Origin of the sequence: Pseudomonas sp. MF6767, assembly GCF_016405475.1 — a bacterium.
In the GTDB taxonomy this organism is placed as follows: Bacteria; Pseudomonadota; Gammaproteobacteria; order Pseudomonadales; family Pseudomonadaceae; genus Aquipseudomonas; species Aquipseudomonas paracarnis.
The window spans coordinates 11795-26608 of record NZ_JAEKCY010000027.1; the positions used below are offsets into that span (position 1 = coordinate 11795).

General features: G+C 61.5%; 15 protein-coding genes. 10 read left to right on the top strand and 5 right to left on the bottom strand.

Annotated elements, in window-relative coordinates:
* Nucleotides 1-124: 124 nt before the first annotated feature.
* Nucleotides 125-1003, top strand: coding sequence for a DMT family transporter (locus JFT58_RS27215; protein WP_198834790.1), 879 nt, complete (start codon nucleotides 125-127; stop codon nucleotides 1001-1003).
* On the opposite strand, the gene JFT58_RS27220 is transcribed toward JFT58_RS27215, so the two are convergent.
* Complete coding sequence (locus JFT58_RS27220) at nucleotides 1004-2338, bottom strand: MFS transporter (protein ID WP_014720038.1); 1335 nt, start codon at nucleotides 2336-2338, stop codon at nucleotides 1004-1006. It lies immediately after the preceding gene.
* Nucleotides 2339-2564: 226 nt separating this feature from the next.
* On the opposite strand from JFT58_RS27220, the gene quiC reads away from it, so the two are divergent.
* Complete coding sequence (quiC, locus tag JFT58_RS27225; protein WP_054896167.1) at nucleotides 2565-4466, top strand: 3-dehydroshikimate dehydratase QuiC; 1902 nt, start codon at nucleotides 2565-2567, stop codon at nucleotides 4464-4466.
* Between the two features lie 77 nt (nucleotides 4467-4543).
* Nucleotides 4544-5209, top strand: coding sequence for a TetR/AcrR family transcriptional regulator (locus JFT58_RS27230; RefSeq protein ID WP_054896166.1), 666 nt, complete (start codon nucleotides 4544-4546; stop codon nucleotides 5207-5209).
* A gap of 135 nt (nucleotides 5210-5344) precedes the next feature.
* On the opposite strand, the gene JFT58_RS27235 is transcribed toward JFT58_RS27230, so the two are convergent.
* On the bottom strand, nucleotides 5345-6193 hold the full coding sequence (locus JFT58_RS27235) for a shikimate dehydrogenase (RefSeq protein WP_054896165.1): 849 nt from the start codon (nucleotides 6191-6193) through the stop codon (nucleotides 5345-5347).
* Nucleotides 6193-6639, bottom strand: coding sequence for a type II 3-dehydroquinate dehydratase (gene aroQ, locus JFT58_RS27240; protein WP_054896164.1), 447 nt, complete (start codon nucleotides 6637-6639; stop codon nucleotides 6193-6195). The genes JFT58_RS27235 and aroQ overlap by 1 nt, the downstream gene beginning before the upstream one ends.
* A 39-nt stretch (nucleotides 6640-6678) precedes the next feature.
* Here aroQ and JFT58_RS27245 point away from each other — a divergent pair, with 39 nt between their 5' ends.
* From JFT58_RS27245 to JFT58_RS27255, 3 genes are all read left to right on the top strand, one after another.
* Nucleotides 6679-6906 carry a hypothetical protein gene (locus JFT58_RS27245; protein WP_127881444.1) on the top strand — a complete coding sequence of 76 codons (228 nt, stop codon included), beginning with the start codon at nucleotides 6679-6681 and terminating at the stop codon, nucleotides 6904-6906.
* Between the two features lie 85 nt (nucleotides 6907-6991).
* Complete coding sequence (locus JFT58_RS27250) at nucleotides 6992-7420, top strand: DUF4160 domain-containing protein (RefSeq protein WP_054896163.1); 429 nt, start codon at nucleotides 6992-6994, stop codon at nucleotides 7418-7420.
* Nucleotides 7417-7881, top strand: a complete 465-nt coding sequence (locus JFT58_RS27255) for a DUF2442 domain-containing protein (RefSeq protein WP_034126939.1) — start codon at nucleotides 7417-7419, stop codon at nucleotides 7879-7881. The genes JFT58_RS27250 and JFT58_RS27255 overlap by 4 nt, the downstream gene beginning before the upstream one ends.
* A gap of 116 nt (nucleotides 7882-7997) precedes the next feature.
* On the opposite strand, the gene trmA is transcribed toward JFT58_RS27255, so the two are convergent.
* Both trmA and JFT58_RS27265 read right to left on the bottom strand, forming a co-directional pair.
* The gene (gene trmA / locus JFT58_RS27260; protein WP_054896162.1) at nucleotides 7998-9077 is read right to left on the bottom strand and encodes a tRNA (uridine(54)-C5)-methyltransferase TrmA; all 1080 of its coding nucleotides are present in this window, start codon (nucleotides 9075-9077) and stop codon (nucleotides 7998-8000) included.
* Nucleotides 9074-10369: an NCS2 family permease gene (locus JFT58_RS27265; protein ID WP_003194342.1), complete on the bottom strand. Its 1296-nt coding sequence runs from the start codon at nucleotides 10367-10369 to the stop codon at nucleotides 9074-9076. The genes trmA and JFT58_RS27265 overlap by 4 nt, the downstream gene beginning before the upstream one ends.
* A 188-nt stretch (nucleotides 10370-10557) precedes the next feature.
* On the opposite strand from JFT58_RS27265, the gene JFT58_RS27270 reads away from it, so the two are divergent.
* The 4 genes from JFT58_RS27270 to JFT58_RS27285 all read left to right on the top strand — a co-directional run bounded on the left by JFT58_RS27270 (nucleotide 10558) and on the right by JFT58_RS27285 (nucleotide 14791).
* A complete protein-coding gene (locus JFT58_RS27270; RefSeq protein ID WP_034127050.1) occupies nucleotides 10558-11004 on the top strand; it encodes a DUF4879 domain-containing protein in 447 nt (148 codons plus the stop codon).
* 96 nt (nucleotides 11005-11100) lie between these two features.
* Nucleotides 11101-11625, top strand: a complete 525-nt coding sequence (locus JFT58_RS27275) for a (2Fe-2S)-binding protein (RefSeq protein WP_054896161.1) — start codon at nucleotides 11101-11103, stop codon at nucleotides 11623-11625.
* On the top strand, nucleotides 11622-12611 hold the full coding sequence (locus JFT58_RS27280) for an FAD binding domain-containing protein (RefSeq protein ID WP_020301733.1): 990 nt from the start codon (nucleotides 11622-11624) through the stop codon (nucleotides 12609-12611). Before JFT58_RS27275 ends, JFT58_RS27280 begins: the two co-directional genes overlap by 4 nt.
* Nucleotides 12608-14791, top strand: coding sequence for a xanthine dehydrogenase family protein molybdopterin-binding subunit (locus tag JFT58_RS27285; protein WP_054896160.1), 2184 nt, complete (start codon nucleotides 12608-12610; stop codon nucleotides 14789-14791). Before JFT58_RS27280 ends, JFT58_RS27285 begins: the two co-directional genes overlap by 4 nt.
* Nucleotides 14792-14814: the final 23 nt, after the last annotated feature.

Genomic DNA, 14814 nt, shown 5'->3' on the forward strand with positions numbered 1-14814 from the left:
GTGCGCTGTTCGCCCAGTGTTTGGTTATGCTCTTGGGGCAGACTCCGGCCCGGCTGCTAGATTACCGGGTTGAGCGCGACTTGGTTCAGCGCTCAGCGTCCCGCTCGCCACACAAGAGAATTCAATGACTGTCAGTACCCCGCTCTCCGGCGTCAACCATCCGTTCAAAGGCATCCTGCTGATTGTGCTGGCGACGTTCGTGTTCTCCAGCCACGACGCCTTGTCCAAATACCTGGCCGGGTTTTACCCGATCGTGATGGTGGTGTGGGCGCGGTACATGGTGCACACCTTGCTGATGGCCGGGATCTTCCTGCCGCAATCGGGCTTGCGCGTGTTGCGCAGCAAGCGGCCGGGCATGCAGGTGGTGCGGGCGTTATGCCTGTTGGGCACCAGCCTGTTCTTCACCACAGCGCTGCATTACATCCCGTTGGCCGAAGCTACAGCGGTTAACTTCCTTGCGCCGATCCTGGTGACGGCGCTGTCGGTGCCGTTGCTCGGTGAGCACGTGACCCGTGGCCAGTGGCTGGCGGTGATCTGCGGGTTTATCGGCGTGGTGATCATTATCCACCCCGGCGGCGAGCTGTTTACCCCGGCGGTACTGCTGCCGCTGTGCTCGGCGCTGTTCTTCTGCTTCTACCAGTTGCTCACGCGCATCCTCAGCCAATACGACAGCCCGACTACCAGCAACTTCTTCGCCGGCCTGTGCAACACCTTGGTGATGAGTGCGATGGTGCCGTTCTTCTGGCAAGTGCCGACGTTGTGGCACGCGGTGATGATGCTGGCGCTGGGCACCTGCGGGATGACCGCGCACCTGATGCTCACCCAGGCGTTCCGCTTCGCGGCGCCGGCCTTGCTGGCGCCGTTTGGCTATTGCCAGATCGTGTTTGCGGGGTTGTTGGGCTGGCTGGTGTTCAGCCATACCCCCGATATGACCACGGTGGTGGGTATCGGGGTGATCTGCATGAGCGGGTTGGCCGCTGCCTGGCAGCAGCGGCGGCGTTAGTTAAACGTCTACCGTGGGGATCTTGCGCGGCGCCATGAAGTACATCCACACCAGTGCGATGAAGTACATCGCCGGGATCAGGGTGAACAACACCGTGTAGTTGTTGTTGGTCACCGTGAGGATATGGCCGACGATCTGGGTCATGAACATGCCGCCGATGGCCGCGCACATGCCGCCGAAACCGAACACCGTGCTCATCATGTGCTTGGGCGTGTAGTCCATCACCAGGCTCCAGATGTTGGCGGTCCAGGCCTGATGCGCGCCGATGGCCAGGGAGATGGCGAACACCGCGACCCACAGCTGGCTGGAGCCGGCCGCCATGATTACGCCGACGATGCAGCAGGCGAACAGCAACATCGACAACAGCCGCGCCTTGATCGAGTTCATCCCACGGCCGATCAGGAATGACGACAGGATCCCGCCGCCCACGCTGCCAAAGTCGGCGGTGAGGTAAATGATGATCAGCGGAATGCCCATCTGGGTCACGTTGATGCCCAGGTTGTATTGCTGGTTCAAGAACGGCGGCAGCCAATACAGGTAGAACCAGAACACCGGCGCAGTGAGCGAGTAGGCAAGGGCGAAGGCCCAGGTGCCGCGCATGCGCAGGATGCGGCTGAACGGCACGCGGGGTTGTTCCGGCTCGACTTCCTGTTGCACGTAGTCCAGTTCGGATTGTTTAACGGTGGGGTGGTCTTCCGGGTTGTAGTACTTCAAGCCCCAGAGCACCAGCCAGATACCGCCGAGTGCCGACATGCACAGGAACGCTGCCTGCCAGCCCCACACGTGCAGGATCAACGGCAGCAGCATGGGCGTCATCATCGCGCCGACGTTGGTGCCGGCGTTGAAGATGCCGGTGGCCACTGCCCGTTCACCCGCCGGGAACCACAAGCGTGTGGTCTTGACGCAGGCCGGGTAGTTGGCGGCTTCGGTCAGCCCGAGGACAAACCGGCAGACCATAAAGCCGACCGCCGAGGTGGCCAGGCCATGAGCGCCGGTGGCCAGGCTCCATAGCAGCACGGCGCAGAAGAACACGCGCTTGACGCCAACCCGGTCAATCAGGCGGCCTTGCAGCACAAAGCCGATGGCGTAGCCGACCTGGAACCAGAAGTTGATGTTGGCGTAGTCCATCGCCGTCCAGCTCATTTCCTTGGCGAGGATCGGTTGCATCACGCCCAGGGCGGCGCGGTCGATGTAGTTCAAGGTGGTGGCAAAGAACACCAGGGCCAGCATGCCCCAGCGCGTTTTACCCACGGCCAGGGCACCGCGGATCTTGTCGCCGATGCCGGCGTGCGGGTTGCCCGGGCGCGCGGCCAGGGCTGAATTTTGCAGAGGCATGAGGTTTGTACCCGTTTTTTGAAATTCTTATGGTGTGTTCTGGGTCTTTGTTGCGTGAGCGAATTGCCCGGTCGATGGTGCGCAGTGGTTAAAAAGTCGTCAATTCGCCAAAGAGGCTTAGTGTTCGATAATCGCACCAAAAACTAACCGGTTCGTACATTTTAATTGCTGCCTGTAGGCTGGGGGCGAATAATTTGCCACAAACAACAATTGCCGGGAGTCTTCCATGCAACGTTCTATTGCCACTGTGTCCTTGAGCGGCACCCTGCCGGAAAAACTCGAAGCCATCGCCGCCGCCGGGTTTGATGGGGTGGAGATCTTTGAGAACGACTTGTTGTATTACGACGGCAGCCCTCGGGAAGTCCGGCAGATGTGCGCCGACCTCGGCATCGCCATCACCCTGTTCCAGCCGTTTCGCGACTTCGAAGGCTGCCGCCGTGATCGCCTGGCACGCAATCTGGAGCGTGCCGAACGCAAGTTTGACTTGATGCAGGAGCTGGGCACCGATCTGGTATTGGTGTGCAGCAACGCCTCGGCCGACAGCGTGGGCGACGAACGCATTCTGCTCGATGACCTGAGCCTGCTGGCCGAACATGCGGGCAAGCGCGGCCTGCGCATCGGCTATGAAGCGTTGGCCTGGGGCAAGCATGTGAACACCTGGCAACAGGTGTGGAACCTGGTGCGCCAGGTCGATCACCCAAGCCTGGGCGTGTTGCTCGACAGCTTTCACACCTTGTCGCTCAAGGGCGACCCGAGTGGCATCGCGCAGATCCCCGGCGACAAAATTTTCTTTGTGCAAATGGCCGACGCGCCGATCCTGGCCATGGATGTGCTGGAGTGGAGCCGGCATTTCCGCTGCTTCCCAGGCCAGGGCGAATTTGACCTGGCGGGCTTTCTCGCGCCGATCATCCAGAGTGGCTACACCGGGCCGTTGTCCCTGGAAATTTTCAATGACGGTTTCCGCGCTGCGCCGACCCGCGCGAATGCGGCGGATGGCTTGCGGTCACTGTTGTACCTGGAAGAAAAAACCCGCCAGCGCCTGGCGCAAGAAGCCCCCGCTGCGCACGTGGATATCCTGTTTGAAACTCCGGCGGCCAGCGAATACGACGGTATCGAGTTTCTTGAATTTGCCGTGGATGAGAGCCTCGGCGCCAAACTGACCCACTGGTTGGAGCGCCTGGGTTTCGCCAGGGCCGGCCAGCATCGCTCCAAGAATGTGAGCCTGTTGCGCCAGGGGGACATCAACCTGATCCTCAACTGCGAACCCTATTCCTTCGCCCACAACTTTTTCGAGGCCCACGGCTCGTCGCTGTGCGCCACGGCAATTCGGGTCAAGGACAGTGCCAAGGCCCTGGAGCGGGCGGTGGCCTACAAGGGCCAGCCTTATCGCGGCCTGGTCGGCCCCAACGAGCTGGAATTGGCCGCCGTGCGTGCACCGGATGGCAGCCTGATTTACCTGGTCGACCCCAGCGAAGGCGGGCTGTACGACACCGATTTCAACCTGCAAACGGCCGCACCCGCTAGCGGCGGCTTGTTGCGCATCGACCACATGGCCATGGCCTTGCCGGCCGACAGCCTCGACAGTTGGGTATTGTTTTATAAGAGCCTGCTGGATTTTGAAGCCGACGATGAAGTGGTGCTGCCCGACCCTTACGGCCTGGTGAAAAGCCGTGCGTTGCGTAGCCGCTGCAGCTCGATCCGTCTGCCGCTGAACATCTCCGAAAACCGCAACACCGCGATTTCCCACGCGCTCTCCAGCTATCGCGGTTCGGGCGTGCACCACATTGCCTTCGATTGCGCGGATATTTTCGCCGAGGTACGCCGGGCCAAAGAAGCCGGTGTGCCGTTGCTGGATATCCCGCTCAACTATTACGACGACCTGGCGGCACGCTTCGATTTCGACGATGAGTTCCTCAGTGAGTTGGCGTATTACAACGTGCTGTACGACCGCGACGCCCAGGGCGGTGAGTTGTTTCATGTGTACACCGAGGCGTTCGAGGGGCGGTTTTTCTTCGAGATCATCCAGCGCAAGAATGGCTATGCCGGCTATGGCGCTGCCAACGTGGCGGTGCGTCTGGCGGCGATGGCCAAGTCGCGCAGTGGGGCGGTACGCCAGGCTCGGCTATAACCGCAAGGCAGGTGCTTCCTTCGGGGAGCGCCGCGGCCCATAATCAGCGCCTGCACAACAATGGCCGTGAGCGCACCATGACCTCGAGTCCCGATCTCCCCGCGGTAGCTGACGCACCGCGCAAGAGTCGCAAGAACAATCCGGAAAAGACCCGGGAGAATATTCTCCAGGAAGCCATTGTCGAGTTTGTTCAACAGGGCCTGGCCGGCGCTCGCGTAGACGCCATCGCCGAGCGCATCCATACCTCCAAGCGCATGATCTATTACTACTTCGGCAGCAAGGAGCAGCTATACGTCGAGGTGCTGGAGAAGCTCTACGGTGATATCCGCAACACTGAAACGCGCATGAACCTCACCGCCCTGGAGCCGCGTGAGGCGATCCGCCGGTTGGTGGAATTTACCTTCGATCACCACGACCAGAATGTGGATTTCGTGCGCATCGTCAGCATCGAAAATATCCACAACGCCGAGTACGTCAAGCGCACCGACACCATCAAGGCGATGAACAGCAAAATCCTGGAAGGGTTGGGGGAGACCCTGCGCCGCGGGGCTGAGTTGGGGCTGTTTCGCGAAGGGCTGGAGCCGCTGGATGTGCACTTGCTGATCAACTCGTTCAGTTTCTACCGGGTGTCCAACCGGCACACGTTCAGCGAGATTTTCCAGATCGAACTGTCGGATGAGGCGATCAAGCAGCGCCATCGGGAGATGATTTGCGAGTCGGTGTTGCGCTACCTGCAAGCCTGAGAACTGATCGTTCCCACGCTCTGCGTGGGAATGCCGACATGGACGCTCTGCGTCTGCTGTCAAAGTCGTGACGCGGAGCGTCACGTGAGGCGTTTCCACGCAGAGCGTGGGAACGATCATGATGGGGTTGCATCCCTAGATATTCATGCTCTGGAAGTGCGCCAGCATCCTGTCTGCATCCGCCACTTCGCCGCTGAACAACTCAAACGCCTTCACCGCCTGAAACACCGCCATATTGCCGCCATCCAGGGTACGGCAACCCAAGGCGCGCGCGTCGCGCAGCAGTTGGGTTTCCAGCGGGAAGTACACAATTTCCGCCACCCACAATTCAGCCCGCAACAACGCCGCAGGCACAGGCGTGCCGGGCAGCTTGGCCATGCCCATCGGCGTGGTGTTCACCAGGCCATCGGCCTCGGCCATGGCGCTTTCCAAGTGGCTGCCGACCTGAGCGCGACCGACGCCGAACTGCTGGGCAAGGCTATCAACAAGGTTCTGGGCGCGAGTGCGGTCGACATCGAAGATGCTCAAGTGCTCCACGCCTTCTGCCAACAGTGCATGGGCCACTGCCGCGCCCGCACCACCGGCGCCCATCTGCACCACGCGTTGGCGCGGTACGTTGTGCAAGTTGCGCCGAAAACCTTCGGCGAACCCCAGGCAGTCGGTGTTATGACCGATGCGTTTGCCGCCCTTGAACACCACGGTGTTGACCGCACCTATACCCCTGGCCTCATCGGAGAGCTCATCGAGCAACGGCAGAATCGCCTGCTTGCACGGGTAAGTAATGTTCAAACCGGTGAAGTGCATCAGCTCGGCGGCCCGTAGTAATTCCGGCAGGGCGTTGAGGTCCAGGTGCAGCGGCTCCAGGTCGATCAGGCGATACAGGTAGCGCAAGCCCTGGGCGTCGCCTTCCTGCTCATGCAGTGCCGGTGTGCGTGAGGCCTGGATGCCGGCGCCGATCAGGCCAGCGAGAATGCGTGGTTTCATCACGTGCGTCCCTTCAGCGTCAGGCTGAAATGTTTCAGTGCCAGGTGGTAGCCATGGCTGCCAAACCCGGCCAGCACGGCCTGGGCGATCGGTGACACAAACGAGTGATGACGAAAGGCTTCACGGGCATGCACGTTGGATAAATGCACTTCGATCACCGGCACTTCACTGGCCACCAGGGCATCGCGGATCGCGACCGAAGTGTGAGTCCAGGCGGCCGGGTTGATCACAATACCCGCGCAGCGGTTGCGGGCGCCGTGGATCCAGTCGAGCAATTCGCCCTCGTGGTTGGTCTGGCGAAACTCGATCTTCAGCCCGAGCTTGTCGGCGCTGCGACCACACAGGGCGGCAATGTCGGCCAGGGTTTCATGGCCATAAGTGGCAGGCTCGCGGGTGCCGAGCAGGTTGAGATTGGGGCCGTTGAGCACCAGCACAATGGGCGGCATAGAGGCTTCTCCACAGTTCTTATTGGTTGTGGAGTCAAAATGTACTGGTTGGTTAATTTGGTCAATGGATGGCTGCGGATCTGTTCGGTGATCGAACGTTTAATCAATGCAATTGCTGGATCACCGGCTGATGTGCATTCGGTTGAAGTATTGCGCGAGGTTGCTGAACGAGGCGGACTTTCGAGCATTGGCCGGGTCGTTCCAGTCGTTGGCATCACTGGTTACAACCCGGCATTCGCCGGTTTTTTTGTGGTTACTAATCTGTGAATCAGCTTCGGGAATAGGAGCCGGTTGTCGGGTGTGCAGAGGGAAATTGTTACCTGACGGAAAATAACCTAACGGATGGGTTACGATGAGAGTAGGTGCTTACAAAGGCTATGTCATTTCGGTGTTTATCAGGGATGAGCATTGCCCGCCCCATGTGCATGTCAGGGGCAAGGGATGGGATGCGCGGTTTCGTTTCAGTTTCCTGGATGGGGAAGTTGAGTTGTGGGATGTAGAGCCTGAACGGAGGCGGCCACCCACAGCACTTCTGAAGGAGATACGCGTGGCGATCATGCAGCGGCACTACTTGGCGCGGGCACGCAGGATCTGGTGGGAAAAACTGCAGACGGTTTGCCTGGAGAATCATTCCTGGAATTGGGACGCTGGTGAGTTGGTTCCAGGATTGGTCATTCGACACGGCGTCTATGTCATCGCCAGCGCCAGGCACGATGTCATAGCGCAACGGACTATTTTGAATCTGGTAAGAGCGCCAGATTGCGTGGGGATTAATTTATGAAAATCATAAAAGCCAAAGTCACACCTTATGTACCTCTCACTGAAGCCGACGTTGACAAGGCAATCGCCCGAGGACGCAGGTTGAAACGCCTGTACGCCAACGCCAGTAACGTACGTTATGAAAACGATTGCCTCTCCATTGGCTTCAGCGATGGCAGCCGCGTTGTGTTGCCGGTGGCTGGCCTGCCGGAGTTCGAAGGGTTTTCAGAGAAGGATTTCCAGCAACTGGAAGTGACGTTCGGTGGCAAGGCGATTAGCTGTGAAGCGCAGGACCTGGATGTTTCGATCACAGGGTTGATCGCTACAAGCCAGCCGCTGATGGACCTGGCAACCAGCCTGGTGGCATCGCGCAATGGTCGCAAAAGCAGCGCGGCCAAGACCGCAGCGGCCCGGGCCAATGGCAAGAAGGGTGGCCGGCCACGCAAGGAAGTACCGCAGCCCCCAGAGACAACAGACACTTGAATAAACAGTAGGAGCGAGCTTGCTCGCGAAAACCCCACAGGCACCGCGTTCATCCAGGAAGCACGCGTTATCGTTGACGTTTTTCGCGAGCAAGCTCGCTCCTACAACCCACAGGTTTATCGGCGGGTCAGCAACACACCCGACTCCATATGGTGCGTCCACGGGAACTGGTCAAACATTGCACACTGGGTGATCCGGTGCGTGTCGTGCAGTTGCGCGATATTCGCCGCCAGCGTCTCCGGGTTGCAGGAGATGTACAGGATGTTGTCGAAGCGCCGGGTCAGCTCGCAGGTGTCCGGGTCCATGCCAGCGCGGGGCGGGTCGACGAAGACGCTACCGAACTCGTAGCTTTTCAGGTCGATGCCGTGCAGGCGGCGGAACGGGCGCACTTCGTTCAGGGCTTGGGTGAGTTCTTCGGCAGAGAGGCGCACCAGGTTGACGTTATCCACGCCATTTTCATCCAGGTTGCTCAGGGCCGCATTCACTGAGGTCTTGCTGATCTCGGTGGCCAGCACCTTGCGCACGCGGGTCGCCAGCGGCAGGGTGAAGTTGCCGTTGCCGCAGTACAGCTCCAACAAATCGTCCGGGCGATCGCCCAGCGCTTCGTAGGCCCAGTTGAGCATCTTCTGGTTCACCGTGCCGTTGGGCTGGGTGAACGCGCCTTCGGGTTGGCGATAGCTGAAGGTGCGCCCACCGATGTCGAGTTTCTCCACCACGTAGTCGTGGCCGATCACATCGCGCTTGCCCTTGGAACGGCCGATGATGCTCACATTCAGCTCAGCGGCCAATGTGTTCGCGGCGGTGTGCCAATGTTCGTCCAGCGGGCGGTGATAGCACAGGGTGATCATCGCGTCGCCGGCCAGGGTGGTGAGGAACTCCACCTGGAACAGCTTGTGGCTCAGGGCAGCGCTGGCTTGCCAGGCGGCCTTGAGTTGCGGCATCAACTGGTTGATGCGCTGGCTGGCGATGGGGAAGTCTTCGATGAGGATCGGCGTGCGCTTGTCCTCCTGGGAGAACATCGCGTAGTGGCGCTCGCCGCCTTCGCGCCACAGGCGGAACTCCGCGCGCAGGCGGAAGTGCTGCAGCGGCGAGTCGAAGACCTGCGGCTCGGGCGCGTCGAACGGTGCCAGCAGGTCACGCAGGCGCGTGACCTTGTCTTGCAGTTGAGCGGTGTAGCTTGCGGCGTCAAAAGTCATGCGTTGAACCAGCCCAGCTTGATCACGAACAGGATCGACAGGATCACCAGTGCCGGGTTCAGCTCACGGTAGCGGCCCGAAAGCAGCTTGATGGCGGTCCAGGCGATGAAACCGAAGGCGATGCCGTTGGCGATGGAGTAAGTGAAGGGCATCGCCAGGGCGGTGATCACCACCGGCGCTGCCACCGTAATGTCGTCCCAGTCGATTTCGGCCAGGCCTTGGCTCATCAGCACCGCCACAAACAGCAAGGCTGGCGCGGTGGCATAGGCCGGCACGCTGGCGGCCAATGGCGAGAAGAACAGCGCCAGCAAAAACAGAATCGCGACCACGATGGCGGTCAAGCCGGTCCGGCCACCGGCGCTCACGCCTGCAGCCGATTCGATGTAGCTGGTGGTGGTCGAGGTGCCCAGCAGGGAGCCGGCCATGGCGGCGGTGCTGTCGGCAATCAGCGCGCGGCCCATTTTCGGCATATGGCCGTCCTTGCCCATCAGGCCGGCGCGCTTGGCGACGCCGATCAGGGTGCCGGAGTTGTCGAACAGGTCAACGAACAGGAAGGCGAAGATCACGCTGACCAGGCCGATGTCCAGCGCGCCCTTGATATCCAGCTGCAGGAAGGTCGGCGCCAGGGACGGCGGTACCGAGGTCACACCGATGAACGGCGTGAAGCCCAGGACGATGGAGGCGACGGTCACCGCCAGGATGCCGATCAGCACTGCGCCGCGTACGGCCAGGGCTTCCAGCGCGACGATCAGCACGAAACCCAGGGTGGCCAGGATCGGCGCCGGTTGTTTCAGGTCGCCCAGGCCCACCATGGTGGCCGGGTTGCTCACCACGATACCGGCGTTATGCAGGGCGATCAGCGCCAGGAACAGGCCGATGCCGGCGGCAATCGCCGAGCGCAGGGGCAGGGGGATGGCGTTGATGATCCACTCACGAATGCGGAAGATCGACAGCAGGAAAAACAGCACCGCCGAAATGAATACCGCGCCCAGCGCCACCTGCCAGGTGTGGCCCATGTGCAGGACCACGGTGTAGGTGAAGAAGGCGTTGAGGCCCATGCCCGGTGCCAGGGCAATCGGGTAGTTGGCGATCAGGCCCATCACGGTCGAACCGATGGCCGCCGCCAGGCAGGTGGCGACAAACACCGCGCCCTTGTCCATGCCGGTCTCGCCGAGGATGCTCGGGTTCACGAACAGGATGTAGGCCATGGCCAGGAAGGTGGTGATCCCCGCGAGAATCTCGGTGCGCACATTGGTGTTGTGGGCTTTGAGTTGAAACAGCTTTTCCAGCATGCCGGCTCCCTGTGACGCTAGTGTGCGTCGTGATTTGTTGACCTCTAAGTCAAAGCACAAACTGCGCCAAACGCTTGTGGTTTCAGAGAGGATCGGAAAAAGCGGCGCATCATACCAGCAGCCGAGGCTGTGTGGCGCATGGGCTTGAGGCATACTGCGCCGACGTTCAACAGCCGGTCATCGACAGCATGAAAAAAGCCAACCCGTGGAGTCTAGCTCTGATCGCCAGTATCAGCCTGTGGCTGGGCGCGGCACCGGCATGGGGCGCGGCTGCACCGGCCTTGAGCGAGGTGCGGGTGTTCAAGGTGGAATCGGCCAACTGCAGCGAAGCGATCCCGGAGCGGGTCAACACCACCCAGATGTGCGAGCACCGCGGGCCCACCCAGGTCTCGGTGATGGAAGTGGGCCTGGGCAACAGCCCCATGGGCCGCTTCAACGGCGCAGAGTTGAATGGGCAACGCACAGCGGTGTGCCAGGTCGGCAACATCAGTGAGGCGTGCAACGGCGTGGGCACCTTGATGGGCTACATCTATGTGTTCGACCTGAACGTCCAGGCCCAGGGCTGGTTCGAATTCACCAATACCTCGATCAACCCGCCGCAAAACACCCTGAAAGCCCAGCTCAATATCCGCTGATCAATCATCTTGAACGCTCAAAACCCCGGGAAGTCGTACCCCTAAGACGGCGATTTTTCTGAACGCCGCGGACGTACACCAACCCGTGAGGTGTTTATGAGCGCGACCCCCAATGGCGCGGCGGCCCAGCCGTTCGTCGCCCACCCGATACGCCTGACACTCAACGGCCAGGATCGCCAACTGAACGTGTTGCCCTGGACCACCTTGCTGGACTTGCTGCGTGAACAGTTGGACCTGGTGGGCAGCAAAAAAGGCTGCGACCACGGCCAGTGCGGCGCCTGCACCGTGTTGCGTGACGGCAAACGCGTGAATGCCTGCCTGACCCTGGCCGTGATGTGCGACGGCGCCGAATTGACCACCGTCGAAGGCCTGGCCGACGGCGACCAACTGCATCCCATGCAACAGGCCTTTATCCAGCACGACGCTTTCCAGTGCGGCTATTGCACCCCCGGGCAGATCTGTTCTGCCGTGGGCCTGGCCAATGAAGGCCGCGCCCACGACCGTGCGCAGATCCAGGAATTGATGAGCGGCAACCTGTGCCGCTGCGGCGCCTACAACAACATCCGCGATGCCATCGAAGACGCGCTGCCGGCCTGCCGTCGCCAGGGAGGTGAGTCATGAATCCCTTCCACTACAGCAGGCCGACCGATGTGCAGCAGGCCGTTCAGATGAGCAGCGCCGCCTCGCGCTTTATCGCCGGTGGCACCAACCTGCTGGACCTGATGAAGGAAAACATCAGCCATCCCGAGCACCTGATCGACATCACCGGCTTGCCGCTGCATGACATTCAAGAGACCGCCGAGGGTGGCCTACGTATCGGTGCGCTGGTGAGTAACGCAGACCTGGCCTGGCACCCACTCATTGAGCAGCGTTACCCGTTGCTGTCCCAGGCCATCCTCGCCGGGGCGTCCCCGCAGTTACGCAACATGGCCAGTACCGGCGGCAACCTGTTGCAGCGCACCCGTTGCTATTACTTCTACGACGCCGCGGTGCCGTGCAACAAGCGCCAGCCCGGCAGCGGCTGCCCGGCGCGCAACGGTTTGAACCGTATCCATGCGATCCTCGGCGCCAGTGAACAGTGCGTGGCCACCCATCCATCGGACATGTGCGTGGCCCTGGCGGCGCTTGCGGCGCGGGTGCATGTAGAGGGACGTGGCGGTGCGCGGGTGATCGAGTTCGCCGACTTCCATCGCTTGCCAGGCGATGCGCCGCAACGTGACAACCAATTGGCCGACGATGAGCTGATCACGGCCATTGAGCTGCCCGCCGATCACCTGGCCCGCCACAGCCATTACCTGAAGATCCGTGACCGTGCCTCCTATGCCTTTGCCTTGGTTTCGGTGGCCGCCGCCTTGGAACTGGACGGCGATGAAATCATCGACGCCCGCCTGGCCTTGGGCGGTGTGGCGCATAAACCTTGGCGTGACCGCGCAGTGGAAGCCTTGCTGATTGGCCGCACGGTCAGCCGCGAAACCTTCAGCGCCGCCGCCGACGCCCTGCTGCAAGACGCCGAACCGTTGGAACACAACGGCTTCAAGGTCAAGCTGGCGCGGCGAGCAATCATTCGTGCCCTGAGCGACGCCGCCGTCGCAGGAGAACAGCCATGAGCGCCATCGGCAAACCCCTGGACCGCGTCGACGGTCTGCTCAAGGTCACCGGCCAAGCGCGCTATGCCGGTGAATTTCCCGAGGACGGCCTGCTGCATGGCAGCGTGGTGTCGAGCACTATCGCCAAAGGCCGGGTGGTGCGCATCGATGCGTCCAAGGCATTGGCCTTGCCCGGTGTAGTGGACGTGATCCATCACCTCAACCGGCCGAAAATCGCCAGCTATGACGAGGCGTTCGCCGATGCCGATGCGGCCGATGGCTCGCCTTTTCGCCCGCTGTATAACGATCGCGTGCTCTACAGCGGCCAGCCCCTGGCCCTGGTGATTGCTGATAACCTCGAACTGGCGCGGCACGCCGGCTCGCTGGTGCAGATCGACTACGCGCCCGAAGCCTTCGAAACCGACCTGCTCACCCAGCAAGCGGCGGCGCACCCGTCGCCCCAGACCCCACCCGAACCGCGAGGCAACTTCGAGGCTGAATGGGCCGGTGCCGCAATCAGTCTGGACCTGCACTACAGCACGCCCATCGAGCATCACAACCCGATGGAACCCCACGCCAGCACCGTGCTGTATCAGTCCGACGGCACTCTGCATATCCACGACAAGACCCAGGGCCCGCAGAACTGCCAGGCCTATGTGCAAAAAGTCTTCGGCCTGGACAAGCGCCAGGTGCGCATCTTCGCCGCTTTCGTCGGTGGCGCCTTCGGTTCGGGCCTACGCCCGCAATACCAATTGCCGCTCGCGGTGATGGCGGCCATGGCGCTCAAGCGCTCGGTGCGCGTTACCCTGACGCGCCAGCAGATGTTCACCTTCGGCTATCGCCCGCGCACCTTGCAGCGTTTGCAGATGGGCGCCGCCGCCAATGGGCGCTTGCTGGCGTTGGGGCATACCGCGATTGGCCAGACGTCGCGCTTTGAGGATTTCAGCGAGCACGTGGTGGAGTGGAGCGGCATGCTCTATCACTGCGACAACGTGCAACTGACGTACAAGTTGGCGCCGTTGGATGTGTTTACCCCGCTGGACATGCGTGCCCCCGGCGCCGCACTAGGCGTGCTCGGCCTGGAGTGCGCCATGGACGAACTGGCGTGTGCCCTGGCCATCGACCCGGTGCAATTGCGCCTGATCAACTACGCCGAACGTAACCAGAACGAAGACAAACCCTGGTCGAGCAAGGCCCTGCGCGAGTGCTACAGCGAGGGCGCTGAACGCTTCGGCTGGCACCAGCGCAACCCGGAACCGCGCAGCATGCGTGACGGCCGCCAACTGATCGGCTGGGGCATGGCCGGCGGCGTGTGGGAGGCCATGCAGATGAAAGCCAGCGCCAAGGCGCGCCTCGACGCGCAGGGCAAGCTCACCGTCAGCAGCGCCACCACCGACATTGGCACTGGCACCTACACGGTGATGACCCAGATCGCCTCCCAGGCCAGCGGCGTGGCGATGGCCGACGTGCGTTTTGTGCTGGGCGATTCGTCGTTGCCCACCGCGCCGTTGCAGGGCGGCTCGTTTACCGTGTCCTCGGTGGGTACGGCGGTGCAGCAAGCCTGTGAAGCGCTGAATGCCAAGTTGTTGCAGGTCGCCCGGCAGACCTACCCGGTGTTCAAGGACGCCGAAGCCGTGCGGTTTGAAGAGGGCCAACTGCATGCCGGTGATGTGAGTGTGTCGTTGGCGCAACTGGTCAAGGACAGCGGTGAAGAGGTGCTGCAAGCACAGGTTGACAGCGAGCCGGACCAGAAGCGCCAGGGCTATGCCTGCGCGACCCATTCGGCGGTGTTTGTCGAGGTGCGGGTCGACGAAGACCTGGGCACCATCAAGGTCAGCCGTGTGGTCAGCGCCGTTGCCGCCGGACGCGTGGTCAACCCCAAGATGGCCCGCAGCCAGATCCTTGGCGGCGTGGTGTGGGGCATTGGCATGGCCCTGCATGAAGAGACCCAGGTCGACCATGAACTGGGGCGCTACATGAACCACAGTCTGGCCGAGTACCACATCCCGGTGAACGCCGATATTGGCGAGATTGACGTGCTGTTTGTCGAAGAGCACGACGAGATCGTCAATGCGCTCGGGTCCAAGGGCGTGGGGGAAATCGGCATTGTCGGGGTGGCGGCGGCGGTGGCGAATGCGGTTTACCATGCCACCGGCAAGCGGGTTCGGGAGTTTCCGATTATCTTGGATAAGGTGCTATAGCCCAAACCGTCAGACCAATGAAG